26 protein-coding genes and 1 pseudogene are annotated in these 26,783 nt (G+C 69.6%); 22 read left to right on the top strand and 5 right to left on the bottom strand.

The genetic code is table 11. From position 1 onward, the window contains the following. The first annotated feature begins 840 nt into the window (after positions 1 to 840). The 20 genes from ACFVH0_RS26435 (at position 841) to ACFVH0_RS26340 (ending at position 19,765) form a co-directional block, all read left to right on the top strand. Entirely contained in the window at positions 841 to 1,974 is a 1,134-nt protein-coding gene (locus tag ACFVH0_RS26435; protein WP_385824008.1) for a zinc-binding dehydrogenase, read from the top strand. Then, positions 1,971 to 2,927 (top strand): ROK family protein, encoded by a 957-nt coding sequence (locus tag ACFVH0_RS26430; RefSeq protein ID WP_385824006.1) that lies wholly within the window; start codon positions 1,971 to 1,973, stop codon positions 2,925 to 2,927. Before ACFVH0_RS26435 ends, ACFVH0_RS26430 begins: the two co-directional genes overlap by 4 nt. Then, positions 2,920 to 3,960, top strand: a complete 1,041-nt coding sequence (locus ACFVH0_RS26425; protein WP_385824004.1) for a phosphotransferase family protein — start codon at positions 2,920 to 2,922, stop codon at positions 3,958 to 3,960. Before ACFVH0_RS26430 ends, ACFVH0_RS26425 begins: the two co-directional genes overlap by 8 nt. A gap of 372 nt (positions 3,961 to 4,332) precedes the next feature. Further along, complete coding sequence (locus ACFVH0_RS26420; protein WP_385824002.1) at positions 4,333 to 4,833, top strand: dioxygenase; 501 nt, start codon at positions 4,333 to 4,335, stop codon at positions 4,831 to 4,833. Positions 4,834 to 4,934: 101 nt separating this feature from the next. Continuing rightward, positions 4,935 to 6,293 carry an aspartate aminotransferase family protein gene (locus tag ACFVH0_RS26415; RefSeq protein WP_385824000.1) on the top strand — a complete coding sequence of 453 codons (1,359 nt, stop codon included), beginning with the start codon at positions 4,935 to 4,937 and terminating at the stop codon, positions 6,291 to 6,293. Continuing rightward, positions 6,290 to 7,246: an inositol monophosphatase family protein gene (locus tag ACFVH0_RS26410; protein ID WP_385823998.1), complete on the top strand. Its 957-nt coding sequence runs from the start codon at positions 6,290 to 6,292 to the stop codon at positions 7,244 to 7,246. Before ACFVH0_RS26415 ends, ACFVH0_RS26410 begins: the two co-directional genes overlap by 4 nt. Before the next feature lie 14 nt (positions 7,247 to 7,260). Further along, positions 7,261 to 8,166, top strand: coding sequence for a diiron oxygenase (locus ACFVH0_RS26405; protein WP_385823996.1), 906 nt, complete (start codon positions 7,261 to 7,263; stop codon positions 8,164 to 8,166). Continuing rightward, on the top strand, positions 8,153 to 9,028 hold the full coding sequence (locus tag ACFVH0_RS26400; RefSeq protein WP_385823995.1) for a hypothetical protein: 876 nt from the start codon (positions 8,153 to 8,155) through the stop codon (positions 9,026 to 9,028). The genes ACFVH0_RS26405 and ACFVH0_RS26400 overlap by 14 nt, the downstream gene beginning before the upstream one ends. After that, complete coding sequence (locus tag ACFVH0_RS26395) at positions 9,025 to 10,083, top strand: NAD(P)H-dependent flavin oxidoreductase (RefSeq protein WP_385823993.1); 1,059 nt, start codon at positions 9,025 to 9,027, stop codon at positions 10,081 to 10,083. The genes ACFVH0_RS26400 and ACFVH0_RS26395 overlap by 4 nt, the downstream gene beginning before the upstream one ends. A gap of 2 nt (positions 10,084 to 10,085) precedes the next feature. Then, complete coding sequence (locus ACFVH0_RS26390; protein ID WP_385823991.1) at positions 10,086 to 10,319, top strand: acyl carrier protein; 234 nt, start codon at positions 10,086 to 10,088, stop codon at positions 10,317 to 10,319. Between the two features lie 7 nt (positions 10,320 to 10,326). Beyond that, positions 10,327 to 10,878 (top strand): MOSC domain-containing protein, encoded by a 552-nt coding sequence (locus ACFVH0_RS26385; RefSeq protein WP_385823989.1) that lies wholly within the window; start codon positions 10,327 to 10,329, stop codon positions 10,876 to 10,878. 388 nt (positions 10,879 to 11,266) lie between these two features. After that, entirely contained in the window at positions 11,267 to 12,637 is a 1,371-nt protein-coding gene (locus tag ACFVH0_RS26380) for a hypothetical protein (RefSeq protein ID WP_385823987.1), read from the top strand. 16 nt (positions 12,638 to 12,653) lie between these two features. After that, the gene (locus tag ACFVH0_RS26375; protein WP_385823985.1) at positions 12,654 to 13,511 is read left to right on the top strand and encodes a TIGR03620 family F420-dependent LLM class oxidoreductase; all 858 of its coding nucleotides are present in this window, start codon (positions 12,654 to 12,656) and stop codon (positions 13,509 to 13,511) included. Positions 13,512 to 13,647: 136 nt separating this feature from the next. Next, complete coding sequence (locus ACFVH0_RS26370; RefSeq protein WP_385823984.1) at positions 13,648 to 14,352, top strand: hypothetical protein; 705 nt, start codon at positions 13,648 to 13,650, stop codon at positions 14,350 to 14,352. Continuing rightward, positions 14,265 to 15,230, top strand: a complete 966-nt coding sequence (locus tag ACFVH0_RS26365; RefSeq protein ID WP_385823982.1) for an alpha/beta hydrolase — start codon at positions 14,265 to 14,267, stop codon at positions 15,228 to 15,230. The genes ACFVH0_RS26370 and ACFVH0_RS26365 overlap by 88 nt, the downstream gene beginning before the upstream one ends. A gap of 57 nt (positions 15,231 to 15,287) precedes the next feature. Next, positions 15,288 to 16,286: a hypothetical protein gene (locus ACFVH0_RS26360; protein WP_385823980.1), complete on the top strand. Its 999-nt coding sequence runs from the start codon at positions 15,288 to 15,290 to the stop codon at positions 16,284 to 16,286. A 235-nt stretch (positions 16,287 to 16,521) separates the two neighbouring features. Further along, the gene (locus tag ACFVH0_RS26355; protein WP_385824087.1) at positions 16,522 to 16,755 is read left to right on the top strand and encodes an SDR family NAD(P)-dependent oxidoreductase; all 234 of its coding nucleotides are present in this window, start codon (positions 16,522 to 16,524) and stop codon (positions 16,753 to 16,755) included. Beyond that, entirely contained in the window at positions 16,688 to 16,954 is a 267-nt protein-coding gene (locus ACFVH0_RS26350; protein ID WP_385824090.1) for a hypothetical protein, read from the top strand. The genes ACFVH0_RS26355 and ACFVH0_RS26350 overlap by 68 nt, the downstream gene beginning before the upstream one ends. A 240-nt stretch (positions 16,955 to 17,194) precedes the next feature. After that, positions 17,195 to 18,073: a hypothetical protein gene (locus ACFVH0_RS26345; protein ID WP_385823978.1), complete on the top strand. Its 879-nt coding sequence runs from the start codon at positions 17,195 to 17,197 to the stop codon at positions 18,071 to 18,073. A gap of 825 nt (positions 18,074 to 18,898) precedes the next feature. Further along, positions 18,899 to 19,765 (top strand): hypothetical protein, encoded by an 867-nt coding sequence (locus ACFVH0_RS26340; protein ID WP_385823976.1) that lies wholly within the window; start codon positions 18,899 to 18,901, stop codon positions 19,763 to 19,765. Positions 19,766 to 19,996: 231 nt separating this feature from the next. On the opposite strand, the gene ACFVH0_RS26335 is transcribed toward ACFVH0_RS26340, so the two are convergent. Next, positions 19,997 to 20,860: a DUF3592 domain-containing protein gene (locus tag ACFVH0_RS26335; protein WP_385823974.1), complete on the bottom strand. Its 864-nt coding sequence runs from the start codon at positions 20,858 to 20,860 to the stop codon at positions 19,997 to 19,999. 92 nt (positions 20,861 to 20,952) lie between these two features. Beyond that, a complete protein-coding gene (locus ACFVH0_RS26330) occupies positions 20,953 to 22,044 on the bottom strand; it encodes a hypothetical protein (protein WP_385823972.1) in 1,092 nt (363 codons plus the stop codon). Between the two features lie 23 nt (positions 22,045 to 22,067). Here ACFVH0_RS26330 and ACFVH0_RS26325 point away from each other — a divergent pair, with 23 nt between their 5' ends. After that, positions 22,068 to 22,448 carry a hypothetical protein gene (locus ACFVH0_RS26325; protein ID WP_385823970.1) on the top strand — a complete coding sequence of 127 codons (381 nt, stop codon included), beginning with the start codon at positions 22,068 to 22,070 and terminating at the stop codon, positions 22,446 to 22,448. On the opposite strand, the gene ACFVH0_RS26320 is transcribed toward ACFVH0_RS26325, so the two are convergent. Beyond that, positions 22,445 to 23,338, bottom strand: a complete 894-nt coding sequence (locus ACFVH0_RS26320) for a hypothetical protein (RefSeq protein WP_385823969.1) — start codon at positions 23,336 to 23,338, stop codon at positions 22,445 to 22,447. The genes ACFVH0_RS26325 and ACFVH0_RS26320 overlap by 4 nt on opposite strands. 768 nt (positions 23,339 to 24,106) lie before the next feature. Between ACFVH0_RS26320 and ACFVH0_RS26315 the strand changes: the two genes are divergently transcribed. Beyond that, positions 24,107 to 25,021 (top strand): serine protease, encoded by a 915-nt coding sequence (locus ACFVH0_RS26315; protein ID WP_385823967.1) that lies wholly within the window; start codon positions 24,107 to 24,109, stop codon positions 25,019 to 25,021. Positions 25,022 to 25,716: 695 nt separating this feature from the next. Here ACFVH0_RS26315 and ACFVH0_RS26310 read toward each other — a convergent pair. Continuing rightward, positions 25,717 to 26,277, bottom strand: a pseudogene (locus ACFVH0_RS26310) (FAD-dependent oxidoreductase); the annotation flags it as partial. Beyond that, complete coding sequence (locus ACFVH0_RS26305; protein ID WP_385823965.1) at positions 26,274 to 26,696, bottom strand: arsenate reductase ArsC; 423 nt, start codon at positions 26,694 to 26,696, stop codon at positions 26,274 to 26,276. The pseudogene ACFVH0_RS26310 and the gene ACFVH0_RS26305, both read right to left, overlap by 4 nt. Positions 26,697 to 26,783: the final 87 nt, after the last annotated feature.

Below are 26,783 nucleotides of genomic sequence, written 5' to 3'. Positions count from 1 at the left end.
TCGGAGGTCGGCGAGGCGCTCATCGCACCGCCGCGGCCGTCCCTCTGCTCGACGGCCGCGGAGGGGCATACTGCCAGGACTGCGACATCGCGGAACCGGCTGCCACCGACGACATGCTCATCGGCGGAGTCAAACCATGGGCCATAGACCCCGACGCGGCAGCCCGGCTTTGGGATCTCTCCAGCAGACTTACCGGGCTGAATGCGTTCTGATGGGTCATCAGGTCATTCTCTTCCGCAGTGAGAACCCGTCACTGCGGAAGAGAATGACCGAGAACGGTAAAGAATGACCGAGAACAAGCGAGAGTGGGTGAGATTGCTGTATCTGCTGCTTGTCGGGCGGTATGGGTGTCCCTGTCCGCCGGCCGGCGGCGCCCGAGCCGGTACCGGGCGTCGTCGCGTCGCTGCCGTGTTGTCGGCCGGCCGCTGTCCGTCCGTGCACGCATACGGTCCTGTACGACCCGAGGGCCTGATCGGGGCGGAGTTCCCGCCTGTCATGCCGGGCCTTTTCGGCCGTCGAGGGGTGGGGGCCGGTAGGCCGCCGGGCATGCCGAACGTGTTCGCGGGGGAGCGCACCGCCGAACCCACCAATTGAATGCCGCCGCCGAATCTCGGACTACGACGGCGCAGGGACACGAAGGATGCGTACGACCGGACCTTGGATCCGCACGTGTTGGCAGAAGGCTCTGACCAGCCAGCACTCCGGCCGGTGCGCCGGCCGGCCCGGAGCCCGCGGGGCCGTGTCGGGCCGGGCCCCGGCCGAGAAGTGGCTCAGAGGCGTCGTATCCAGCGGCGTCGGCCTGGGCTAGCGTCGCCCCTCAAACACCGATGGGGAGGTTCCGTGCGCGCTCTCGTCTATCTCGGTCCAGGCTCCGCCGAACTGCAGGACCGGCCCGCCGGGCAACTCGTGAACGATGACGACGTCGTGGTGGAGGTTGTCGGTACGGGGATCTGCGGAACGGACCGCAAGATCCTGCTCGGGCGGTTCCCGGCCCGGCCGGGCGTGGTGCTCGGACACGAGTCGGTGGGCGTGGTGCGGGAGACCGGGCCCCAGGTGCGTTCGGTCGCGGTGGGGGACCGGGTGGTCGTCAACCCCACGCTGTACTGCGGCTGGTGCCTCCCGTGCCGCCGGGGGGCGACCAACTTCTGCCGCCACAAGACCGGTACCGAGGTCGGCGTCGACCGTGACGGCACGTACGCGGAGACCGTGACTCTGCCGGAACGTTTCGTCGAACGTGTTCCCGCCGGGCTGTCTCTCCGCAGCGCTGTCCTGATCGAACCCCTCGCCTGCGTTCTGAACAACGTCGGGGCCGCTTCCCTCACCTTCGACGACACCGTGGTGGTGCTCGGCGCGGGACCGATCGGGATTCTGACCGCACTGGTCGCCGCACGCCAGGCGCGCCGGGTCACCGTCGCCGAACCGGACGCCTTCCGACTGGAGCGGGCCCGCGAACAGTTCGCGCACGTGGTGGACGTGGCCGGAACGGATACGGCCGAAGCCGTGGTGAAGGGCTCGGGCGGCGAGCGCCCCTCCGTCGTCTTCGACACCACGGGCACCGGCCTGGACGCGGCGCTACGGTTGATCGACGACGGCGGCCGGGTGGTGGTGATGGGCTTCGACGACTCCTACACCGCGCCGCTGCGCCCGCTCCAGCTCACCAACCGTGGCATCCGGCTCATCGGCGCCGGGGACTACCGGGCCGACATCTTCCCGGTCGCAGTGGACCTGGCCGCCGAACTCGGTGACCCACAACGTACCGGCCCCGGCACCGGACCGGTCCTGGAGCGGCTGGTGACCCACGAGTTCCCGCTCGAACGCTACTCGGAGGCATTCGCCGCGCTCGGCGGGCTCACCCCCGACGGCGGCGATGGGGGCGGGGATACCGGACGGCCGGCAGGTTACGACGCGCTCAAGGTCGTCATCCGCTCGCACTCCGGCCCGGTCGGCGCCGACGGCTGGCCGGTGGACGCGTGAGCGCTCCGAGGCTCGGGTCGATCGAGTCCGGCGGGACCAAGTTCGTCTGCCTGATCGGCTCGGCCCCCGACCGGATCGAGGCCGAGACCCGGTTCCCGACCGGCGAACCGGGCCCCACCCTGGCCCGGGCCATATCCTTCTTCCAGGAGACGGCCGCCGCGACCGGGCCACTGGACGCGATCGGGATCGCCTCCTTCGGTCCCCTTGAACTGCGCCCGGGCCACGCGAAGTTCGGCCACCTCGCCGCCACCCCCAAGCCCGGCTGGTCCGGCGTGGACGTGGCCGGACCGGTCGCCGCCGCGCTCGGCGTGCCGGTGGGCATCGACACCGACGTCAACGGCGCGGCCCTCGGCGAGGGCCGCTGGGGCGCGGCGCGCGGCCTGGACACCTACGTCTACCTCACCGTCGGCACCGGCATCGGCGGCGGCGCGGTGATCGGCGGCAAAGTGGTGAGCGGCCTGATCCACACGGAGATGGGCCACCTCGCCGTGCCCCGGATCGCGGGCGACGCATTCGCGGGCTCCTGCCCCTTCCACGGTGACTGCTGGGAGGGGCTGGCGGGCGGCGAGGCGATGAGCATCCGCTGGGGGAGCCCGGCCGAAGAGCTGACCGGCGACGCACTGCGCGAGGCGCTGCGGCTGGAGGCGGCCTACCTGGCCGCGGGGCTGCGTAACATCGTCTACACGGTCGCACCTCAGCGGATCGTGATCGGCGGCGGCGTCACCGAACTCCCCGGACTGTTCCCGCTGCTCCGCGCCGAACTGACCGCGACACTGGCCGGATACCCCGGGCTCCCCGAGCACGCGGCCGAGGACTTCGTGGTCCCGGCGCAGCTCGGCCGGCTCGCCGGGCCGGCGGGTGGACTGGTCCTGGCAGCCGGAGCCGCCGCCGCAGCACGTCCACGGCCACGGTCGCGGCCCGGCACTGGGCCGTCGGAGGGACCGGATGCATGACGACGGCCCCGGGCCGGGCAGGCTGGCCGGTGTGACGAGCCCCGACCGGGTCGGCCTCCTCGATCCGGCCACCCACTCCTGGCTGACCCGGCATGCCCTGCCCGGGGCCCGGCTGCACGAGGTGGACCCACTGCCCGGCGGGTTCACCAACGACATGGCCCTGCTCACGGCCCAGCCCGCCGGCGCGCCGGGCCCTGAGCGCTTCGTGCTGCGCCGCTATCGGCCCAGTGGCAGCAGGGTTCCGCGCAACACCTGTGCCGTGGAGGTCGCCGTCCTCGGTCGTGCGGCGGCCCGCACCGTCCCGGTGACCGCGGTGGTCGCGTCCGACCCGCACGGCCGGTCCACCGGTCGCCCCACCCTGCTCTACCGGTTCGTGGACGGAATCCCGCTCAGCCACGTGCTCGCGGACGGCCCGGTGAGCAGCGAAGCACGCGCCCTGGGACGGGCCGTCGGCGCGGTGCTGGCGCGGATCGGCCGGGTCAGGCTGCCCCGCCCGGGCGCCTTCGGCGATGCTTCGCTTGTCCCCGCCCCGGAGGAAGCGGTCCCGTTGGGGGACCTGCAGGGCTTCGTCGACCGCTGTCTGGCCACCGCGGCCCCGGACGGCCCGTTGAGCGGCACGGACTCGGCTGTACTGCGCGCATTGGCTCGCCGGGGGCCTCGGGCACTCGCCGCCGTGGCCGGTGAACGGAGCCTGGTGCACTGTGACTTCAACCCCAAGAACGTTCTGGTCGAACGGCGCGCGGGGCAGTGGGCGGTGGCCGCCGTGCTCGACTGGGAACTCGCCTTCAGCGGCTCCCCGCTCTTCGACGTCGGAAACATGCTGCGCTTCGCCCACGAGTACCCTCCCGCCTTCACCGCGGGCTTCCTCCAGGGATTCCGGGGCGGGAACGGCCGACTGCCCGAGGACTGGCGACAGCTCAGCCGGACGCTGGACCTCTTCGCGCTCGCGGACATTCTCACCACACCGCCCGACCCGGCCTACTTCACCCGCTCCCGCGCCGTCCTGCACAGGGCCGCCGCCGACCGGCACTGACCGAAGCCGGTACCGAGCGAAGCCGGTACCGAGCGAAGCCGGCAAAGCTGACCGAATTCGGCATCGACCGAAGCCGAAACTGGCCAGGGCCGAAAGTGGCCAAAGCCAGTCCGGCCGGGATCGGGCGAGCGCGCGCCACCGTTCGTCCCACCTTTCCCATGCGGCCCGTGCGCCGCTCAATTCCCGAAGAGCAACTCCTGTACGTGCCGATCATGCCGACCTTTGGCGATAAGCGTCGTGTGAATGGCGCAGAGGTGGCACATGGGCTTCTTCTCAACATCGGCAACGTCGGTTAGTCTGCCTGGATCGAACCCGGCATCCCCTTGATCAAGGGAGAATTCTGCAATGGAGAGCGGAAGTCCGAAAAGTATCGTGAAAACTCTCACGCCGACTGTTCGCTGCAACGGGACACCGCCCACCCCTGCCCTGCGCGAAGGGCCGTACTACAAGCCCGACACCCCCTTGAGGACCAGCTTCCGGGGCGACGTGGACGGGGGCACCCCGCTGCTGTTGCACGGGGCCGTGCGCACCCTTGAGGGCAAGCCGATCGGTGGCACCCTGCTCGACTTCTGGCAGGTCGGGGACGCCGGAGTCTACGACGGCGACGGATTTGGGCTGCGCGGCCACCAGTTCGCGGACGCCGATGGGCAGTGGCGGCTGGAGACGGTGCTGCCCGCCGTGTACCCGGGGCGGACACGGCACGTGCACGTGAAGGTGCAGCCGCCCGGCGGGGCTGTATTGACCACGATGCTCTACTTTCCCGGCGAACGCCGAAACCACCTGGACAAGTATTTTCGGCCAGAGTGCCTGATGGATGTGAGTGAGACATCCGAAGGCTGGGATGCCGCGTTCACCTTCGTTCTGGACGTATGAATTCTGGTCACCGAATTCGGGAGGAACTTTTCATTCCGCAGCCCGGAGATATCGGTATCCGTCGTCCGTGATTCCGCGGGACGGAAGTCGACAGGAGACACATGTCCGACCTCATACGCGCCCAGCACGACACGCAGATGGATGCCGGGAGCAACGCGCGAAGCGGTGCCCGGAGTGACGTCCGCGGTGATGCCGTGGACTACGCGAAGAACCACCTGTACTACCCGGTCAGTGCATTCGAGATGGACCACGGCGAGGGCATCCACCTGTACGACACCGACGGCAACGAGTACGTCGACTGCGCGTCCGGCACCTTCAATCTGAGCCTCGGCTACGGCCACCCCGAAGTGGTCAAGGCCATGCGTGATCAAACCGAACGGCTGGTGCACACCACCTCCACCTTCCGGACCGCCCCCGTCAACGAACTGGTCCGGCGTCTGGTCGAGGTCACCCCGCCGAACCTGACCAAGGTGCACCTCAAGGTGTCGGGCGGCTCCACCGCCAACGAGGGCGCGGTCAAGATGGCGCAGCTGGCCACGGGCCGCCGCGACGTCATCACCCTGTTCCGCAGCCACCACGGCCAGACCATGATGACGACCACCATGTCGGGCGAGTCCTTCCGCAAAGCACCCTTCCCGCACCTGATGCCCGGCGTGCTCCAAGTCCCCGACCCCTACTGCCTGCGCTGCTTCTACCGCCAGGCCGGCCCCGACAGCTGCGGCATGCTCTGCGTCGAACGTATCCACGACTTCCTGGACCACGCCAGCTCCGGCAGTGTCGCCTGCGTGGTCGTCGAACCGGTCTCCGGCAGCGGAGGCAACATCGTGCCGCCCGACGGCTACCTGCCCGCGCTGCGCGCCCTGTGCGACGAACGGGGCATCGTCCTCATCTTCGACGAGATCCAGACCGGTATCGGCCGGGTCGGCAGGATGTTCGCCGCCGAGCACTACGGGGTCCGGCCCGACATCCTGACCACCGCCAAGGGCCTGGGCGGCTCCGGTGCCCAGGTCGCGGCGATAGTCGCCGACGAGCGGATGTCCGGGCTCAGCAGCGACCACCACTCCTTCACCTACGGCGGCAACGTCCTCGCCGCCGCGGCGGCAGCCGTCACCCTCGACGTGATCGGGCGCCCCGGTTTCCTGGAGAACGTACGGGAGGTCGGCGCGCACATCATGGACCGGCTCCGGACGCTGGCCGCCCAGCACCCCGCCATCGTGGATGTGCGCGGCCTGGGCCTGATGATCGGGATCGAGATCGGTGACGACGAGGGCCGCCCGCACAGCGAGCGGGCCCAGGCCCTGGCCCGGCGCGGCATGGACCACGGCCTGATCCTTCGCACCTCCCGATACGGACGAGGCAACGTGATCAAGATCCGCCCACCGCTCATCCTCACCCGCGCCGAAGCCGATCTGCTCTGCGACCGGCTCGATGCCCTCTTCGCGGCGGAGGCCGCCACATGACCGAACCCGAGCACGACAGCACATCGGAGGCCTCAGCCATGCGGAGTTACGTGACCGGGCTCGCCGGTGCCGTCCGCGAGGCCGTACTGGCCGCTCAACACCGAGCGGGCAGTCGCCTGGTACGGGGCCATTCACCGGGCGGGGACGCGCAGTTCGGTCTCGACGATGTCGCGGAGGCAGCCGTCTGGAAGTACGTCGTCGACCATGACGTGCCCGTAGCCGTCTACTCCGAGGACCGCGGCCTCCAGTTCCACGGCGAGGACCCGGCCCACCTGCTGGTCGTCGATCCCATCGACGGGACACGGCCCGCCGTCGCCGGTCTGGAGTCGGCGACCGTCTCGGTCGCCGTCGCCCGCATGGCACCGCGGCCTCGCATCGCCGACGTCGAGTACGCGCTGCTGATGGAACTGCGCACGGGCGCCTACATCTACGGGGACCTGACGGCACCCGGCATCACGTCGCACGGCTACGACAGTCCCGTCCCGGCCCTGACCCGCACCACCGATCTCGCGCGGATGTTCTGGTCGCTGGAGTTCAACGGCCACCCGGCCCATCTGATGACCGACGCCTACGGCCACCTCATCGACCGCTCGGCCAACACCGGCGGGGTCTTCGTCTTCAACAGCGCCACCTGGTCCATCTCCAGGCTGCTCACCGGTCAGCTCGACGCCTACGTGGACATCGGCAACCGGCTGCTGCGCGACGACCCGGCACTGCTGCCCGAGTTCGAACGCGTCGGCAACGGCCGGGTCCTGCACCTGTTCCCGTACGACATCGCGGCGGCCGTCTTCCTCGCCGAGCGGGCCGGGGCGGTCATCACCGACGGCTACGGACAGCCGCTCGGCGAAACCGTTCTGACCGACCTGAGCATCACCAATCAGCGGTCCTGCGTGGCCGCATCCACGCCCGAACTCCACCAGGCCCTGCTGTCGGCCGTCCGATGGAGGGAGTGACGCCCGTGCCTCCCGTGAACACGCCCCACACCGGCCCGGCCGGCACCGCCACAGGGGACGACACCGAGTTCCGGACCCTGCTCGACCGGCTCTCGGACAAGGCCACCGCGGACTACTACAACCCGTTCACCACCTTCGACTGGCCTCCCACGATCCCCGTCGACGGGCTCTGGATGTCCCCCGAACTGCTCTCCGTCCACGGCACCGAGCTGATGGACGAACTGAGCCGGGCCCAGCTCCAGGCCCTGAGCCGGTGGGAGAGCGTCAACTTCTACAGCCTCAACGTGCACGGCATCCGTGAACTGCTCATCGAGGTCACCCGCCGCATCCACACGTCCGGCTTCGAGCTGCCCTCCGAGTTCTTCCACCACTTCATAGGTGAGGAGAACGACCACATGTGGTTCTTCGCCACCTTCTGCCTCAAGTACGCCGACAAGATCTACCCCGATAAATCGCTCAAGCTGCCCGAGGCTCCGCGTGCCCCGGACGTCGAGAACTTCCTGGTCTTCGCACGGATCCTGATCTTCGAGCAGATCGTGGACCACTACAACGTCCACCTGGCCGCCGACCAGCGTCTGCACCCGACCGTCCGGCACATCAACCGCCTCCACCACCAGGACGAGTCCCGCCACATCGCCTTCGGCCGCCGCCTGGTGCAACTGCTGTGGGAGCGGCTACTCGACCGGGGCCTCGACGAGGCGGACCGGCTCGATCTGCGCGACTACCTCGGCCGCTATCTCACCATCAGCATGGAGTCCTTCTACAATCCGGCCGTCTACCGGGACGCGGGCCTCACGGAAGGCTTCGCACTTCGCCGACGGCTGCTCGCCCACCCCGCCCGGCAGGCCGCCCACGCCAAGGTCCTGCACAAGACCACCGACTTCCTGAACCGGATCGGGGTGTTCGATGCCCGTCACTGACCCCACGGCCCCGGGGGACACCGGGACCACCTGGTCGGTCCGGGACGGCCTGGCCACCCTCGACGAACCCGCCGTCCTGCTGATGGCCGCACTCGACGAGGTGTTCACCCGCTGGGGCACCGATGCCGGAGCCCGGCAACAGAGCTACCCGCCGCTGCTGCGCGCCGACGACCTGCGCACCCTCGACTATTTCCGGAACTTCCCGCACCTGGGCAGCCCGGTCACCCGGATCCGCACCGACCGCCTGGCCGCGCTCGCCGCGGACCCGTCCGAAACCACCGTGCTGCCGGCGGCCGACCTGACCGACGCCACCCACCTGCTGCCCTCCGCGGCCTGCTACGGCTGTTTCCTGCACCTCACCGGCACCAGCGCGCACGACCCGGTCCTGATCACCACCGTCGCGCAGTGCTTCCGCAGGGAGGACCACCACGACGGGCTGCGCAGGCTCTGGGCGTTCACCATGCGGGAGATCGTGTGCGTCGGCTCCGCCGAGGACGTACGCGCTCACCTCGACCGGCATCAGCAGCGGATCCTCACCTTCGGTACGGCCCTCGGCCTCACCCTGGACCGGCAGCCCGCCACCGATCCGTTCTTCCAGAAGGACGGGGCCCGGACCGTCATGCAACTGCTCGCCCCGGTCAAGGACGAGTACCTGCACACCGACGGCACCGCCATCGCCTCCACCAACAACCACCGCAACTTCTTCGGTGAACGCCGCACCATCCGCCACGCGGGCCGCCCGGCCTTCACCGGCTGCGTCGCCTTCGGCCTGGAACGCTGGGTGCACGCCCTCGGCGACCGCTTCGACGGGGACCTGGCCGCCGCACACCGCGCGGTACGGCAGGCGGGGGAGCGTTCGTGACCCGGCTGGCCGCCCTGCTCGGGCTCGAACTTCCGCTGTTGCAGGCCGGTATGGGCGCCGTCGCCGGCCCCGCTCTGTGTGCCGCGGTGTCCAGGGCCGGAGCGGGCGGCACCCTCGCCCTGTACAAGGAACCACCCGCGCGGGCCGCCCGCCTGGTCCGGGAGGTGGCGGCGGCCACCGACCGCCCGTTCGGGGTGAATGTGGTGCCCGAGGTCACCGGCCCGGCCCGCTGCCTGGACCAACTGCGCGCCGTCCTGCCCGAACTGCCCAGGGGCGGCTTCGTCACCACCTTCGGGCTCCCCGGAAACGCCGATGCGGTACGGGCGGTGCAGGCCGCTGGACTCCCACTGGTGGTCCAGATCGGTACCCTCGCGGACGCCGACACCGCACTCGGACAGGGCGCGGCAGCACTCGTCCTCCAAGGCACCGAAGCCGGCGGCCACCTCCTGGGCCGGCACCCCGTGGACCGCCTCCTCGCCACCGTCCGGGCCCGCCACCCCCGGGCGATACTGGCCGTCGCGGGCGGGGTCGCCACCGGGAAGGACCTCGCCGACGCCGTGGCCCGCGGCGCGGACGGCGCCATGGCCGGAACCCTCTTCGTACCGGCCGAAGAATCCACCGCACACCCTGAATTCAAGCGGCGAGTGGTCGATGCCGTAGCCGACGACACCCTCATCACCTCCCTCTTCGACATCGGCTGGCCACACCGCCCACACCGCGTCCTGCACAACCCCCTCACCACCACCACGGACCGTGCCCCGGCCACCTTCATAGCCACCACACGGGTGGACGGCCGAAACCACCCGGTTCCGCGCTACAGCGCGGCGGCTCCGGGCGACACCACCACCGGTCGCATCGAAGAGATGGCCATGTACTGCGGCCGGTCCTGCACCCGTGTCACCACCCCACACCCGGCCGGCGTCACCGTCGCCCGGATCCGCCGGGAGTACGAGGCCGAGCGGCGGATCACAGAAGGAGCCCCGAACGCCACCGCAGCAGTACACGCGAGGCACACGAACAGGTCCGAAGAGCCGCACCGGATCCAGGAGAGGTGACCATGGATGACGCGATCAAGCCGGTCGTCGACTGGCTGCGCGAACGCAACCCCGCCATCGAAGAGATCCCGGAGGACCTCGATCTGATCGAGAACCGGCTGATCGACTCGCTCGCCTTCATGGAGTTCATACTGTTGCTGGAAGACCTGATCGGCCGAGAACTGCACCTCGACGAGATCGACGTGAACCAGTTCCGCACCCTTCGCTCCCTCACGGACCACTTCCTGAAGAGGTGAACCGCCCATGACGCAGGCCTCGCCGCTCGCCGGACCCGGTCGGGTCACCTCCCTGCACCTCGCCGCGCACAGCGGCGAGCCCACCTTCCACGTCGCACAGGCCCGGGCGGTGACCGGCCGCGGCTTGGCGGGGGACCGCAACTACTGGGCGGGTGAAGGCCCCCGGCCCCGGCGCCGGGGGACCGGCCGGGCGTCCGGGGTCTGCGACGTCACCCTCATCGAGGCCGAGACCCTCGACGCCCTGGCCCTCGAATACGGCATCACCCTCACCCCCGCCGAATGCCGTCGCAACCTGGTCTGCCGCGACATCCGGCTGAACCCGCTGGTGGACCAGGAGTTCCAGGTCGGCACCGTGATCCTGCGTGGTCTCAGACTCAGCGAACCCTGCGCCCGCCTGGAACAGTTGGTCCGCCCGGGCCTGATCCGGGGCCTGCTGCATCGCGGCGGACTACGAGCAGAGGTGATCCGCGGCGGGACGATCAGGGTGAACGACCGGGTCCACCCGCTGCCGCACCACGCACGGCCACGCCTGCCACCCGTCCCGGCAGACCATTCCTGAGGCCGGCACAGGTACGCCGCGATGCACCGGACTCCGCCCGCCCTCACCGATCCGAGGCTCCGCCCACCCCCGACCCCGCCACCACCGTGCTGTTCGCCATCCCGGCGGACGTCGGCCGCCCACCCCCTGCCGGCCGACCCGGTCACCACCCACCTCGTCGTCCTCGCGTCGCCCGCTCGCATCCGGTGGCGCGTGCGCTGACGGCAGAAGACCGACCGGCTGCTTGTCGCACCGCATGCCCGATGAATCGTGGAGAAGCCCGCAGACCGGCGCACACCTCGCCAGGAACGGGCCGTAAGCGTCCATGTCCGTGGGGCCGGACGGTTCGCCCGCGCACCGCGCGGAGAGCGGACCGACCGGCCCACGGCCCTGCAGGCAGGAAGAGAGCATGACGATCGAAGGTGCCGCCCTGGGGCGGAAGAACAACACAGCACCGGACTTCGGCGCGGACACACCGTCGGCCAAGGCCGTGGAACGCGCGGAACGGGCGAGAGAGGAACTCGCCGAGGCGGGGGCGGCTGTCTCCGTCCGCCTGCTGGCGTGGGGCTTCGCCCTCAGCCTGGACCAGCGGTCCGCCGACCGCCTCGCGCCCCCCGACGGCAGCGGGCCCGTCAATGGATTCCCCGGCCTGGTACAGGAGGTGCTGGCCGGAGTTCTGCCCGGGGCCCTCGCCGAAACCGTCGGCGCGCGGCTGCCCGCCCGCGCCGGGCAGGTTCGGTCGGCCGCCCGGGACACCGGATACGAGCTGTTCTCGCCGTGGGCCGCACCCACCCTCCTCGCACCCATGGCCCGCGACGCGCAGCCGAGCGAGACCGGCCTGTGGTCCAGCGTGTTCGACCCGGGCACGGGCTGGGGATCCGACTCACAGTTCACGGCCCGCTACGCCTCCGAAACCCCCGCCCTGGCCGTCTTCCGCGAGGACCTGTACTGCGTCTACCAGGGCCGGGGCGACAACCCGGACCTCTGGTGGACCGCGCACCGCGCGGACGGCAGCTGGTCCGAGGACCAGCCCTTCCCCGCCCACCACACCCTCGGCAGCCCGGCTCTGGCCGTGTTCCAGGACAGGCTGTACTGCGCCCACCGCGGCGGCTCCGGCGACTGGGGCATGGCGCTGACCTCGTACGACGGCAACGGCTGGAGCCCGGACCAGCCGGTCCCCAATACCGAGAGCGTCTACGGCCCGGCGCTCGCCGTCTTCCACGACGCCCTCCACCTCGCCTACGCCGACGCCGCCCAGCGCATCATGGTCACCACCAGCCGTGACGGCCACACCTGGGACACCCCCGAACCCGTCCCCGGCTGCGCCACCACGAGGTCCCCGGCACTCGCCGTGTACGACGGAGCCCTGCACCTGCTGCACAGCAACCCCAAGGACGGGGCGATCCACTGGACGCGGCTGCGTGACACCACCTGGACCTCCGAGGGCGCACTGCCCGGGCACCGTACCCGGAGCAACATCGGCCTCGCTGTCTTCGACGGCAAACTGATGTGCGTCCACCGCGACCCCGCCCGCCAGCAGCTGTGGTGGTCCGCCTTCGACGGCACCGGGTGGAGCACGGACACCGAACTCCCCGGTCACAGCAGCAAATACGGTGCAGCACTGGCCGTGTACCGGGACCGGACCGGCACCCGCGACCAACTCCTGTGCATCCACCGCGGCCACGCCCAGCGCTTCGTCACCGCGACCGGGGAAGTGCTGATCGACGAGGACCCGGCCGGGCTGCACGAACTCGACGATCCGAGCTCCGCCGCCGACTGATGCCACCCGGTAGGACGTGCCGTACCCGCACAGCGCGGCCGGGGCGCTGGGCGCGATGGACCGCGTCACTGTGACAAGCGCCTGCGTATCCATCTGGGACCAGCCCGCAGACCGTCCGGCGAGTGCGTACGACGCGCTTCCGGCAGGCGAACCGGCGCGGTTGGTGGCCTGCCTGGGCGTCGGCCACGGCGAAGTGGTCGACTCGTACCGGCGGCCCTTCACCACAATGGCCGGCTACCTGGACGGACTGGACTCGGCGGCTGGCGCACCACCGGCCTCCGCACGGCTGGCCGGGGCGCACGGCCCCCGGATGACCCGGCTGGCGGCCTCCCGCACTCTTGGCGTCCACCCGTACCTCGTAGACACCGGGCATGTGACCTGGACCCGAGAAATCCTCGGACAAGGGCCCTTGCTCGCCTTGGGACAGACCGTCATCCTGCACGCCGACCCGGCAACGGCACGCGTCCGGGCGCGGCGCGCGCTCGCTCCGTACATGCCCATGGCCAACTACCGGTCTGCGTGGCTGCGGTCCGGGTTCACCGAGGAGGACCTGATCGGCGGAGGCAGTGACCGACTCATCGACGCTCTCTTCCTCTGGGGGAAGCCGGAGGGCATAGCGGCAGGGCTCGCAGAACGGCGCAAGGCGGGCGCGGACCACATCGCCGTGCAGATCGCCACCGACTCGCACGACAGGTTCCCCCGCGGCGACTGGCGAGAACTCGCCGCCGTGCTCCTCGCCTGGGGTCTTTCGTTTGGATCAGGCCGGGCTCGCGTGCCCCGGTGCCGCACCTCGCCGCGTTGTCGTCGGGCGCCGACGCTCTGCGTCGACTCCCTCCGCGCCTTGCGATGCACGACGCCGGACCCTGCTCCCTGATCCGGCCCGATCCAAACGAAAGGCCCTGGATCCTGTCCAGGCCAGGACCCCGGAACCCGCAGTCGACGGCGCAGTTCAACCGCGACCCGGAACAAGCGCGCGGCTTGGTGCCTGGTTCGCCCTCAAGGCTCGCGGTGTGGAGAAGATACTCGTATCCGAGCCGAGCACAGACCGTCGCGCGATCATCGCCGGCCCGGGCGCAAGTGTCGTTGACCCGGTGAACGAGAACCTCGCCGCCGCCGTCGCGGTGGACGCCGCAGGTGCGGCGGTCACCGCTGCGCCGGCGGGCCTCGTCCCCGGCGGCCGACTGGTGGTTGCCGCGCTCCATGAGCACCCGATGAAGTTCCGGCCCAAGCAACTCATGGCGACCGGGACAGAGACTGTCGGCGCGGTCGGACATCGGCCCGCGGGGTTCGACGCGGTCTTCGCGGAAACGGCCGAGGGGGTCTACGACACCAGCGGCTGGGTGCGGGGACTGCCGTTGGAGGGTGTCACCGACGCCCTCCAAACGCTGCGCAGCGGCGCCGGGGCGAAGACCCTCATACAGGTCGGCCGATCGCCTCCGAACGGTCCGGTACGAGTGGCTTCCCGCTTCCGGGTCGCCCGTACCGGGCCGTGGCATGCCGGCAGGCCACGCGCGAACGGCGGAGGCCGCACGCTGATTCTGCAGCGTTCGGCGGTTCCTCGCGCAGCAACACACGCAGGACGATTGATTCGACGTCGCAACCACGCGGCGCTGAGGAAGGAGTCCCGATGGCCCTCAACAATCCGCGACCGCCGTTCGACCCGGAGCTTGAGGCTGTGCTCGTGGTCCTTGCAGATCAGATTCCCCCGACCCTGACCGCAGAGATGATCCCTGACATACGTCGAGCGGCGATGGCAGGGGTCACCGGTGAGACGATCGAGGCTTCCGGTCTGACTCGACGCGACTTCACGATCCCGGGGCACCTGGGCGACGAGATCATTGTCTCGGTGATCGCCCGCCGAGATCATCAGGGGCTGGGGCCGGGGATCTACTACACGCACGGCGGCGGCATGATCGCCGGTGACCGATTCGCCGGCCTCAACCAGGCCCTCCCGTGGGTCGTCGAGCACGACGCCGTACTGGTCACCGTCGACTACCGGCTCGCACCCGAGCATCCCGACCCCTACCCGGTTGAGGACTGCTACGCCGGGCTGGTCTGGACGGCCGAGCACGCCCGGGGCCTCGGGATGGACCCTGAGAGGCTGATCATCGCCGGGCCGAGCGCCGGTGGCGGCCTTGCCGCAGGCACCGCGCTGATGGCACGTGACCGGCGGGGACCGGCCCTGGTCGGCCAGGTCCTCGTCTACCCGATGCTCGACGACAGGGACCGGACGGTCTCCTCGGCCCAGTTCGATGGCGTCGGCGTATGGGACCGCGGGAGCAACGTCATGGGCTGGACCGCGCTTCTCGGAGAGCGACGCGGAACCGACGAGGTGTCGATCTACGCCGCACCCGCCCGTGCGACCGACCTCGCCGGCCTGCCGCCCGCCTACATCGACTGCGGCTCGGCCGAGGTCTTCCGGGATGAGGACGTCGCCTATGCGACTGCCCTCTGGCACGCGGGCGTGCAGGCCGAACTCCACATATGGCCCGGTGGATTCCACGGCTTCGACCTGACCGCACCCCACACCGCTCTCGCACACGCCATGACGGCCGCGCGAAACGCTTGGGTAGGGCGCACCCTGGGTTCCTGAGACGACGCACACTCGCGGATCTCGGATGAACTGTGGGAAGAGCGCGAAGGAGCGCAGTTGCAGCAGTTGGTTGGACGACTGAACGCATTCGACCCGGAGGCGAGCGAAACCCTACGGATCGTGTCGTACTTCGATGTGCTGATCTCCCGGAGCGTCGGACTCGACGGTCTCCTGCGCGGTGCTGCGGTCCTTTCCGGTGCGGTCGCAGGCGCCGAGATCCGAGGACGAGTGAGCCGGCGGGATCCCGACGGACGCCGGCCCGCCGTGGTCGCCGACGTCCGCCGACGTACTTCCCGAAGGTCCGGCGCCGGCTGGACGGTGTGGATCGAGCGAAACGGCGACGCAGACCCCGACGACGAGATGGTCGTGGAACGCCTCGCGTTGGGTGTCGAACTGCTGGAGGCGCGTCGCAATCCCGGGAGCGGCTTCGACGCGCTCATCGATTCGGCCCGTCCGATCGCCGAACGGCTGACACTCCTCGCCAAGCGCCGGATCGATCCGGCCACGCCGGTGCGGATCCTGGCAACCATGGCGGATGCCGCTGAGATCGACGCACCCTCGGCGATCGTACCGACCCGGTACGGGCTCCTGAGAGCCACACTCGATATCTCCGGCAAGCTCAGTCCGCCGGAGCCGGCCGGGATCGGAACTTGGGTGCGCGCCGACCGGGCACCCGAATCCTGGGACGGGGCGATCATCGCGCTTCGGCTGACGGACGCCTCTGCGCCGACGGTCGACGCGACGGATCTCGGGGCGATGCTCCTGCTGGCGCAGTCGTACGACCCACAGTTCCCGCATGAGGACGTGCGAGCCCTCGCCCGCCTCGAACGGCGTTCCGCAGACGTGCTGCACACACTGGTGCAGGCCGACAGCATCCGCTCCGCAGCGGCCCATCTGGGCATGCACCACTCGACCGTGCAAGCGCGCCATGAAGCACTGACGCGCGCCCTGGGCCACGACCCACGCACCAGCGTCGGCAGAATGCGCTACACCGCCGCGGCACTGCTGCTGCGCCTCACCGACCCGATCCCCCCGCCCCACTCCGAGACCGCGTAACCGGCACCGCAACGCAGCCGCGCGGAGCCGGTCCGGCGAACCCACCGGATGACGGGTGACGAGCCCGGAACGCGCCACGGCCGGCGGGTGACCGCCGGATCGGCCGACAGTAGCCCGGCACTGGATTCACCACCCACTCCGCGCGGACGACTCTGTTGTCGTCCGTCGGCAACACAGGACGACCGACATCCGCCCGGCCCATCCGGACATCATCAAAGTGGAAACGGAGAAGACCATGACCTGGCCGGCAGAGGAAGCGGCACTCGTGACCGGCGCGGCATCCGGGATCGGCTTCAGCATCGCCCGGGCGCTCGTCGCCGCGGGTGCGAAAGACGCACTCGTCGACATCGACGAAGCGTGGCTCGCGGAAGCCGAGGAGTCCTTGCGGGACGCCGAGCGAAGTGCTCGGACGGGAGACGGACACAACTGCCGCCGAGGAGAACAGCGCGTTGCTCTCCCAGGGAGCTGATCCTGACCGCGTCGGCGAGCAGGTGGTCGAGGCCATCCAGCAGAGGCAGTTCCCGGTCGTCACCCTTCGCGAGTGGGCGCCGTTCGTGGCGGGTGTGCGCCAGGAGATCGAGTGCGCCTACGTCGAGTTCGACGGCCGTCACGGTCCAGCCCCGGTCGCGACCGCCATGGCAGTCGGCGGGCAGCCCATCACCTCGTAGCGCTGTTCGCGTACTCCCGCAGCAGACGCGTACCCGATCGCGTACGGCTTCACGCGCCCGTCCAGCACCGCCGCCATCGCCACCACTGCCGCCGGGCAGTCATCGTGTCGAGGCCCTGCTTCTCAGGTCAACCGGCGTTCATCCAGGGCTCATTGACGGTGGTCGTCCGCCGCTGCTGTAATCCACTCGCCCCCGAAAATCGACGTTCCGCATTGCAGAACAAAGGGAGGGTGGAATCAGATGAAGCTGGGCAGGATCTCGGCGGTCGTGGTAATCGCGGCCGCGACGTTCATCGGGAGTGCGGCGTCTCCCGCAATGGCCGCGACGTGGACACGGACGGCCGACTATGAGCGGTGGACAGGGCTCAATGCACTGGAGCGCGGGCAGGGTGTGGCGACGGACGGGACGTATTTCTACTATGCCGGGCCCGGCGGGATGGTGAAGGCCACCGTCGCCAACGACTCGGAGACCGCATCATCGCTGGCCCCGATTCCCTGGGAGCTGAGCAGCACGTACGGCGGCGATCACATAGGGGACGTGGAGTACCACGGTGGCTATGTGATCGCGCCGATCGAGGACGGCGACAACGGCTACCAGCATCCGCTGCTGGCGCTGTACAACGCGAGCGACCTGAGCTACACGGGTCGCTATGTGCAACTGCCCCTTGCACAGATGCCGGGCGGGGTGCCATGGGTCGCGGTGGACGCTGCTGCGGGACTGGTCTATACGTCGCCGTGGGATCAGGATGCCGCACAGGGCACGAACAAACTGGTCGCCTATAGCCTGAATGACCTGCTGAGTCTTCCGGCCGGTTCGACGCTCCCCGTGGTGAGGACCGTGACGCTGTCACAGCCCCTGAGCCGGATCCAGGGTGCCGCGATGTGGCAGGGCAAGCTCTATGCCTCCGTGGACGACTCGGCGAAGTCGGTCTACTCGATCGACGTCAACTCCGGTCAGGCTGCCTACGAGTTCCATCAGGACGTCGAGTCCGGGGACGAGGTTCAGGGGATTGCCGCCTGGGACTTCGGCCCATCGGGCGGTCAGCTGCACATCGTCAACGTGGGATCGGGCTGGAAGTCGATCTTCCTCTATCTGCAGCACTACAACCCGACCGGCTGAACCGGCGCAGCATCAGGAATCCATCGACGTGGCAGCCTACCCGCCCGCCGGACCTGACGGAAACGTGCTCAGGCGGCAGGACAGTTGAAGCCCGGAACCGTCACGACTTCCGGGCGGGCGTGATGCCTGCGGGGGAGGTGAGGGCCAGGACACCGGCCCTCACCTCCCCACCGGTGGGTCAGCGTCCCTGCCGCTCCGCCTCCACGTCACTCACGTAGATCAGCGCCACGCTCTGCACGTAGGAGGCTCGGCGACGTGCTCGGCCTCCAGCGACCCCGCCGCGTAGTAGTGGCGCTGGTCAGCCACGCACTGCCTCAGCGGATACCCACCGACTCCCGACGAGTCCCCGGGCGTGACATACACGTACGGTGCCCGCAGCACGGCCTTTCCGGTCTCGCGCAGCCACCGGCAGACGGCCTCGATCCGCGCCGCCGGTGGGCGTCTTGCGGGTCGATGACCCGCAGCCGTACGGACAGGGTCAGGATGGCGGGGGCGTCTTCCCCGCTGAACCACTCGTCGGCTCCCGGGCACACAGCCCGGCGAGGTCACGGCCGTCCCGGTGAGGAGCGGGGAACGCGCAACGTCAGAAGACCGTCTCGGTGTCGATCGTCAAGCGCAACGCGCTCACCATCAAGGCCGAGCGTCGTCCGAGTGCCGGGCCGGGCCAGGCCATCAAGGTCGTCACCACGGAACGACCTGGGGTCCACCGACCGCCGTTCGTCCGGGCATGGCCTGATCCGTCAGCCGCCTGTTTCCCCGGCCCGCCACGTGCGAGAGGCTGTGGCGACCACGGACAGCGGCCCGGCGGGCAGAACGGAGCATGTGATGGCCGAGGTACGGGAAGACGACACGGGGGAGCCCGCGCAGCGCGCGATGACCCCGTTCGACGACATCTACGACCAGGCCGACCCCCGCGCCTTCTTCCGTGAACTCGGCGCGTTCGGCTACCGGACACCGCATCACGCCCAGCGCATCTTCCGCCGCCTGGCAGCACTCCGGCTGTGGGCGCCGGGGGATACGGTGCTGGACCTGTGCTGTTCGTACGGCATCAACGCAGCCCTGCTCAACCACGACCTGACCCTGGACGACCTGTACGCCCACTACACGTCGCCGCGGGTAGTGGCCATGACCACGGAGGAACTGGCCGAGCACGACAGGCCCTTCTTCCGCGCCCACCGCAGACGGGACGCTGTCGCGGTGATCGGCCTCGACATCGCGTCCAACGCCATCGCCTACGCACGGGCGGTCGGCCTGCTCGATGACGGATTCGCCGAGAATCTGGAGACCGCCCCGCCGACCCGAGAACTGCTGGACGCGGCCCGGAGCACCCGACTGGTCACTGTCACGGGTGGTGCCAGCTTCCTGTCCCGGGCCACATTCCAGCCACTCCTGGACAGTGCCCGCTCACTGCCGTGGGTCGCTGCCTTCGTCCTGCGCACCGGCTCCTACGCGCCCATTGCCGAGCACCTGGCCGGTCACGGCCTGACCACCGAGACGTACACCGGGCACACCTTCATCCAACGCCGCTTCACCGGCGCTGCCGAGCAGCAGTACGCCATCGACGCGGTGACCGCCCACGGGCAGGACCCGGACGGCAAGGAATCGGCGGGCCATTTCCACACCGCACTGCATCTCTCGCGCCCCGCGACCGATGCCGACACGCCTCCACTCGACGAACTGGTCGCCCGGTGATTGATCCCTGCCTGTGTGCCCCCTGCCCTCTATCAGTGCATGCCGAGGGCATCGAGGGCCGCCCGGCGCTGCTCGGCGAGCCCGGTACGACCCGATGACACGAGTGCGCCGGAAATCGGTGAAGTACGTGCGGGACAACGGCTCGTCACCCGGCGGCACCCGGATCGACTGCGAGCTGCTGTAGTCGAGCATGAGCAGATCCACGGGGGAGAAGATGGCCCCACACACGCGTTACAGCGCGACGACCCCTACGACGGCCGCCGCCCCCACGACAAGGAGGCCCAGGACGTTGAAGACGATGTCCTGCTTCCGGGAACGGCGTTCGGCCGCGGGGTCCAGGGTGAAGACGCCCGGGTCGTCGGGCGAGTAGTGGATCGTGACATCCCGGCCGTACGAGCCGGCGGGATCCGGCAGCCCTGAGGCGCAGTAGGCGGTGACGGCCGTGCCGTCGCGGGTGGTGAAGGCCACGACCGGCATCAGGTTGGTGTAGGTGTGGCCGTCGTCCGCGTCGACGCTGACGCTCTTGAGCACGGCGATGACGTGGCCGGGGACAGCGGTCATGGAGGCCAGCGTGTCGAGTTGGCCGTTCACCTCGCGCACGTTCCCGGGCAGGTGCCACAATCCGGAGATGGCCCACAGCCCGCAAAAGCCGAGCAGCGCCCACGGCCAGCCCCGGTCGACCGCGGCGACGACGACCAGCCCGGCGTAGATGAGGAAGACCGCGAAGTTGGGCCATCCCAGCCCGCGCCCTCCCTCGCCGAGGTTGCTGGTGAACCGGAAAGCATGGGGTCTTCCGCGTGGGTAGTGGACTCCGATCTCCCGGCCCGTCCAAGCCGTTGTGATCCTCTCGCCACGCTCACCGTCGTTGGTCACGGTGAACTCCTGCCCGGTGGACGGGTCGCGGAAGGAGACGACCACCGGTATCCCCTCGTTCGGGGAGCTTCCGTGCCTGGGCTCCTGCACCCGCTCGATCCGCCCCACCGCACGGACCGTCCTCCGGGCCCGGGTCATTCCGGCCAGCGACCTCCCGTACCCGATCAGCGCGACCGCGCCGAACACCCCACACCACAGTGCCAGATATCCGTGCCAGCCCATGCGTCTTTCTCCTGCCACTTCGTAGGGGACGGCCCACCGAGTACGCCGCGAGCACACCGTTGCCGTCCGGAACAGCGCGGTCCCACGTCACCTCAGCGTGCCGGGGTGCGCCGCACCACCGTGCCCTGTCCGTCCGCCTCCAGCGAGGCCGTGCCGTCGGTGCCGGTCACGCTGACCCTGATGGTCACGGCGCCGGTGAGACGGTCGGAGGTGATCTGCCAGGTCTGCGGCGAGTGGATGCCGAGCGAGGTCGTGGCCTCCTTCACCAGGGCGGGGAAACGGTCGTAGGGCAGGGAACGCGGGTCGAGTTGCGGAGCCTGCGTGCCGGTGGGCGAGAACACGACCGTCAGCAGGCGTTCCCGCACGACGACGGTGAGTGCCGGGCGTTTGTTCTCGCCCTTGGTGAGCGAGCCAACGGCCCGGCCCATCTCGCCCTTGTCGAGAAACGACTGGCCGGGGGCGAGGGCGACGGTACCGGAAGCCGACGAAACCACCGTGATCGGCGACGTGGCGGAGACCGACGGCTGCGCGGAGGACGACGGCCGTACGGTGTCGTCCTGGCCGAACAGCTCCGCGCGGAACAGCAGGACCACGACGACCACGCCGAGGAGCAGGCCGAGGAGCAGGACGAAGCCGAAAGTACAACCCTCCGGGGGCTCGACCACCCGGGCCGTCCGGGGCGCCGAGTCGAGGCGGGCCCCGGCCATCCGGTCCTCCCACTCCGGTGTCGGCCGCTTGACGATCCGCACCCGCCACGGCCGGTCCGGCGGGTACTGCACCACCAGGACGCCACGCGGCCGGTAGTCGGGCAGGTCGACGAGGTTGATGTCCTGTGTGATTTCCACGCGGTACGCCGGCCCGTCGTCCGGTGCGACAGTCAGGTCGAACCGCACCGGTATGTCGCTCGACTCACCCCCGACGGCTTCCAGGCTCTCGATCATTGCGAGAGCCGTACGGGGCACGACCGCCGCCTCCCGGGCACGCCTCGGCACACCGGCGAGGAAGAACAGCAGTCCGTAGACCATGGGGAGGATCAACCCCGCGACGAACAGGGGAACGTACTCGATGATCCCGCCCACGACGAGCGCGGCGAGCGACGTCCCGACCACGCCACCGGTCAGCACCCCTCGGGCGAGCCCGGCGGGTGTGTTGTGCGTGGGCGGCGCGCCCGCGGTGACTGTCATACGCGCGATTGTGCCGGGCCCGGGTGACGGCCGATAGACCTCAGCATGGCCATCTGGCAGGTCACGGCGGAATCGCCTCGATCGCTTCTCCGAGGTGGTGCAACGCGGCCCGGAGTCCGTCCGGGGCCGCGCGGCGCTGCTGTGTCAGCGTCAATCCGGAACCGGGCAACGAGGCGCCCGGCACCCTGCTGCGCGACTGCACGGACGAGGTCGACGGCGTACACGCCTGGCCCGGCCAGGTCATCCACGCCGCCATCCTGAACGACTGGGACGACGTCTGGAACCTTCCGCCTGAGGACGAGCAGCACGCGATCAAGGTCCTGTTCGAGCCCCTCGACGAGATCGCGGCCGAGCGCGAAGTGGCCCAGGGCACACAGTCCTTGAGCGACGCGGAGATGATCTAGCGGCCGAGGGCCTGTCGCACGGTCAGGTTGTGGTACTTCCGCAGTCGGTACAGTTCCCAGCAGGACAGCACCGTCACCGACACCGGAGCGCCGAGCAGGAACACGATCCGGGCAAGGGCGGGAACCTCGGCGTTCTCGTTGTTGATCACATCGAGGGCGGCCATCACCCACACCAGCAAGGTGGCGAGGATCGGCGGCAGCACCTCGTGGATGTCGGCGGTGCGGAACACGTGCATGAGGCAGAGCACGATCCCGTACAGGACGAAGCCCAGCGACCACGCGCAGAGGGTGATGATGACGACCATGCCGGGGGTTCCGATGGCGTCACGGAAGCCGGCGGTCCCCGGGTCGGGCGCCACGGCGAGGGGGAACGTGGCCATGGACCCCATCAGAGCCGCCACCGACCCGAAGGACTTCAGGGACCGACGCAGATAGAGCCCGCGCAGCGTACCCTGCGCAGCGAACGCGAACAGGGCGATCACGAACGGGAAGGCACACACGAGGACGAGTGTGCTGATCCAGCTCTGGTCGAACTTGTCGCTTGCGACGGTCTCGACGCCCTTGGCGGTGTCGACCGGCTTGTACGACATGACCAGCACGAGCCAGGCGGCGATGCCGAGCCCGGTCCGCCACATCTGGATCTTGCGCACCGTCAGGTCCTCGACGACGTCCGGGCGCGAGGGGCGGAAAGCCCGCTGAGCGGCGTAGAACGGGTTGTAGACGCACTTGAGGATCCGCTGCCTGCGCGTCAGCGGCGGCCGGGGCGGGCGCGGGAACGGCGGCTGCGGGGCACCGCCGTGCAGCTGTGGCGGGTACGGGCCCCAGCCCTGCGGATGCCCCGGGTACCCCTGCGGCGGCACGGGCGCGGGCTGCGGCGGGTAGGGCCCCACGCCGGGACCGCCGGGGTACGGGTGGTGTCCGGCCCCGGGGTAGGGCTGATGGCCGGGAACTGGGCCCGGTTGTCCGCCGGGGCCGGGGCCGGGGCCGCCCGGCGGACCCCAGTATCCACTGCCGCTCGTACTCATCCGCGTACCCCCGATGATTCGGCCTGTGCCGTGCGCGGCGCGGCCACGAACCGCCCGCTCCACGTGCGGCGTGATCCTACCCATTGCGGAGGCCGAGAAGTGCACGTTCCGGGACCGGGCCGGGCACCGGTGGGTATGGACTCACCGGCTACCAGCTATCGGCTACCGGCGCCCGTGGCTGGGGACGGGTGCGGGTCTTCCGGGTGACGGCACTCCGCAGGGCCACGTCCCCGTGCCGCACCGAAGCAAGGGGATCTTGCCGGCGAAGGGTACGCGTGAGGCAGTGGGTTGACGTGTCGTAGGGCGATGGGCGGGGAGGGGGTGTGTCGCAGGGCTGGAAGATCACGGGAATGGTGGTCGGGGCGGCCGGTGCGGTGGCGACGCCGTTGTCCGGCTGCTGGACAGTCCTGATGCCGGTCACCGTTCCTGGTCCACCGCATCCACCGCTCGGCATTTGTGCACCCAACGACCAAGGAAGACAGTCCCGGTGCGAAGACCGTCAAGGGAGCGAAATGAGCCAGGACGGAGCTGCGAGGTAGCGGAGAACTTGGCTGTACGCCGACAATGCGGTCACCCTTCACAGTCCAGGGGCCTCCGGGCTCCTGGACCGAACCGAGAGGACCGACCATCACCATGCGCAAGCCTCTCCTCGCCACCCTCACCGCAGTTGCCCTCGGTGCCGCCGCCTTGATAGGCACAACGGGCACGGCAGCCGCAGCGTCCAACCCCGTGGGCGGGGCGACCTCCACTGCCGCGACGGACGCCGTGCGCTCCGACGGTACGCCCGCCTCGGTGACAGCCTCCTCCTTCGCGGGCACCGTGGCGCTCAGTAACTGCTCGGGCTCCCTGATTCGCATGCCGAACTCGCAGGCGACGGACCCAGGGCTGGTCATGACGAACGGCCATTGCCTCGAAACCGGTCTCCCGAGCGCAGGTCAGGTCATCACCAACCAGTCCTCCACCCGCAGCTTCACCCTGCTCAACGCCTCGGCCGGCACCGCCGGAACACTCAAGGCGAACAAAGTCGTCTACGCGACGATGACCGACACGGACGTCACGCTTTACCAACTGACCAAGACCTACGCCCAGATACAGCAGTCCACGGGAATCGCGCCGTTGACGCTGTCCGCGACCCACCCGGTGCAGGGGCATGCGATCGACGTCGTCTCCGGCTACTGGAAGCGGGTCTACTCCTGCTCCGTCGACGGATTCGCGTACCGCCTGAAGGAGGGCCAGTGGACATGGAAGGACGCCGTCCGCTACACCCCGGAATGCCAGGTCATCGGGGGCACTTCGGGTTCCCCGGTCATCGACACGACGACCGGGCAGGTCACGGCGATCAACAACACCATTAACGAGAACGGCGAAAGCTGCACCCTTGACAATCCCTGCGAGGTAAGCGAGCAAGGAGCCGTCACCATCCACCAGGGAACCGGATACGCCCAGGAGACCTACGGCATCCCCGCATGCTTCACGACGGGCAACAAGCTCAACCTGTCAGCCACGGGCTGCACGCTCGCGAAGCCGACAGCGGCGACGGCACGCTGAGTGGACACCTGAGGGGTCAAGCAGGCCTTGTCCACGGCCAGTCGGGCCACCGCGTCGTGCGCGGCTGGCACACCGCCGGAAGGTGGCTGTTCCGGCTCGGTGGAGTCCGCCGGATCCTGCAGTGTCCTGGACAGCCAGGGTCTGTCCGGGCCCTGGTGTGTGCGTCTTCAGTGCAAGGGGAGGCGAGCGAGTAACTGGTCGGGGTCGTAAGGCCGGTGGGCGGGGCGGAACGCCGGTGACCGGAGCAGGGCGAGCCGGGGCGCGACCCGTTCCGGCGCCAAGAGCGCCTCGTACGCACAGTGCCTGACGGTGGGTGGGTCACGTCCACGGGCGTGACCCATGCTGCAGCCCCGGGCATCTCGGATCTCTGGGACTGCGCGTGGTCACCAGGTCGGCAGAGGTGATGTGCGGGTGACTGCCGCAGGAAGCTGCCGGTTCAACACTCGACGCTGCCCTTCGAGAGGCGACACCTTCTCTTCCAGCGCGATGACTCCGGGTGGAACGGCTGCGCTGGATCGGTTGTGGGAGTTGTTCCTGCGGGTGTTTCCGGTTGCTCCGGACACTCCGGTGCGGCCCGAGGGCGGTGGCCGGATTCATCGACGACGGCCCGCCGAGCTCCATGCAGGCAAGGGCTACGTCTACGACCACCTCCGCCGATGGCTCCGGTCCCGGAACATCGTCCCGAGCGCATCGACCTTCGAGGCGCGCCGGGCGGAGGGGTGGTGGACGACGGTGACGGAGCGGGTGAAGCGGGGGAGGGGGGTGGCTTCCTCCATGACGGTGTCGCCGCCGCCCACCACGACCACGTCGCGGTCGGCGGTCACGGAAAAGGAATCCGTCGCAGGTGGCGCACCAGGTCACGCCCTGGCCAGACAGCGTCCTCTCTCGGGAGGCCGCGCTTGCAGTGACCGGAGCTGGTCGCAATGATCACCGTCCTCGCGCGGTGGACGGTCCGGTGGAGTCGGTGAGCAGCTCGACGGGGTCGGTGAGGCCGACGGCGGTGATGTCGTCGTCGATCATCTCGGCGCCGAACTTTTCGGCCTGGCCCGCCTGTTCTCCATGAGGTCGGGACCGTCGACGCCTTCGGGAAGGCCGGGGAAGTTTTCAATTTCGGTGGTGGTGGTGAGGGAGCCACCGACGAAGATGCTCCTGCCGGACAGTACGGGCCTGAGCTCGGCACGGGCGGCGTAGGGGGCGGCGGTATGTCCGGCGGTGCCGGAACCGATGATGATGACGACGTCGCGCATGTCGCTCACGCCGTGGCCTCCGGGGCGATCTCTGCGATCAGGCCCTCGACCAGGGTCTTGATCTCGTCGCGGATGGGGCGTACTCCTTCGACGCCCTGTCCGGCGGGATCGTCGAGCTTCCAGTCGAGGTAGCGCTTGCCGGGGAAGACCGGGCAGGTGTCGCCGCAGCCCATGGTGATGCACACATCGGATTCGCGGACGGCGTCGGTCGTGAGGATCTTCGGGGTTTCGGCGGAGATGTCGATGCCGACCTCGGCCATCGCCTCGACGGCAGCGAGGTTGACAGTCTCCCCGGGGTTGGAGCCGGCGGAGCGGACCTCGACGCGGTCCCCGGCCAGGCGGGTCAGCCAGGCGGCAGCCATCTGGGAGCGGCCGGCGTTGTGGACGCAGACGAACAGGACGGACGGCTTGCCGGAGGACTCGGTCATTCTGATCGTTCTCTCTCGTCGCACGGCGGAACCCGGCCGCCAATGACTTCAGCCCCCGCTGGTATCAGCAGGTAGTGATGTGAGAGT

The organism is Streptomyces sp. NPDC127117 (assembly GCF_042677325.1).
In the GTDB taxonomy this organism is placed as follows: domain Bacteria; phylum Actinomycetota; class Actinomycetes; order Streptomycetales; family Streptomycetaceae; genus Streptomyces.
Note: the sequence above shows the minus strand (reverse complement) of the source record. Positions and strands in the feature narration are given on the sequence as shown.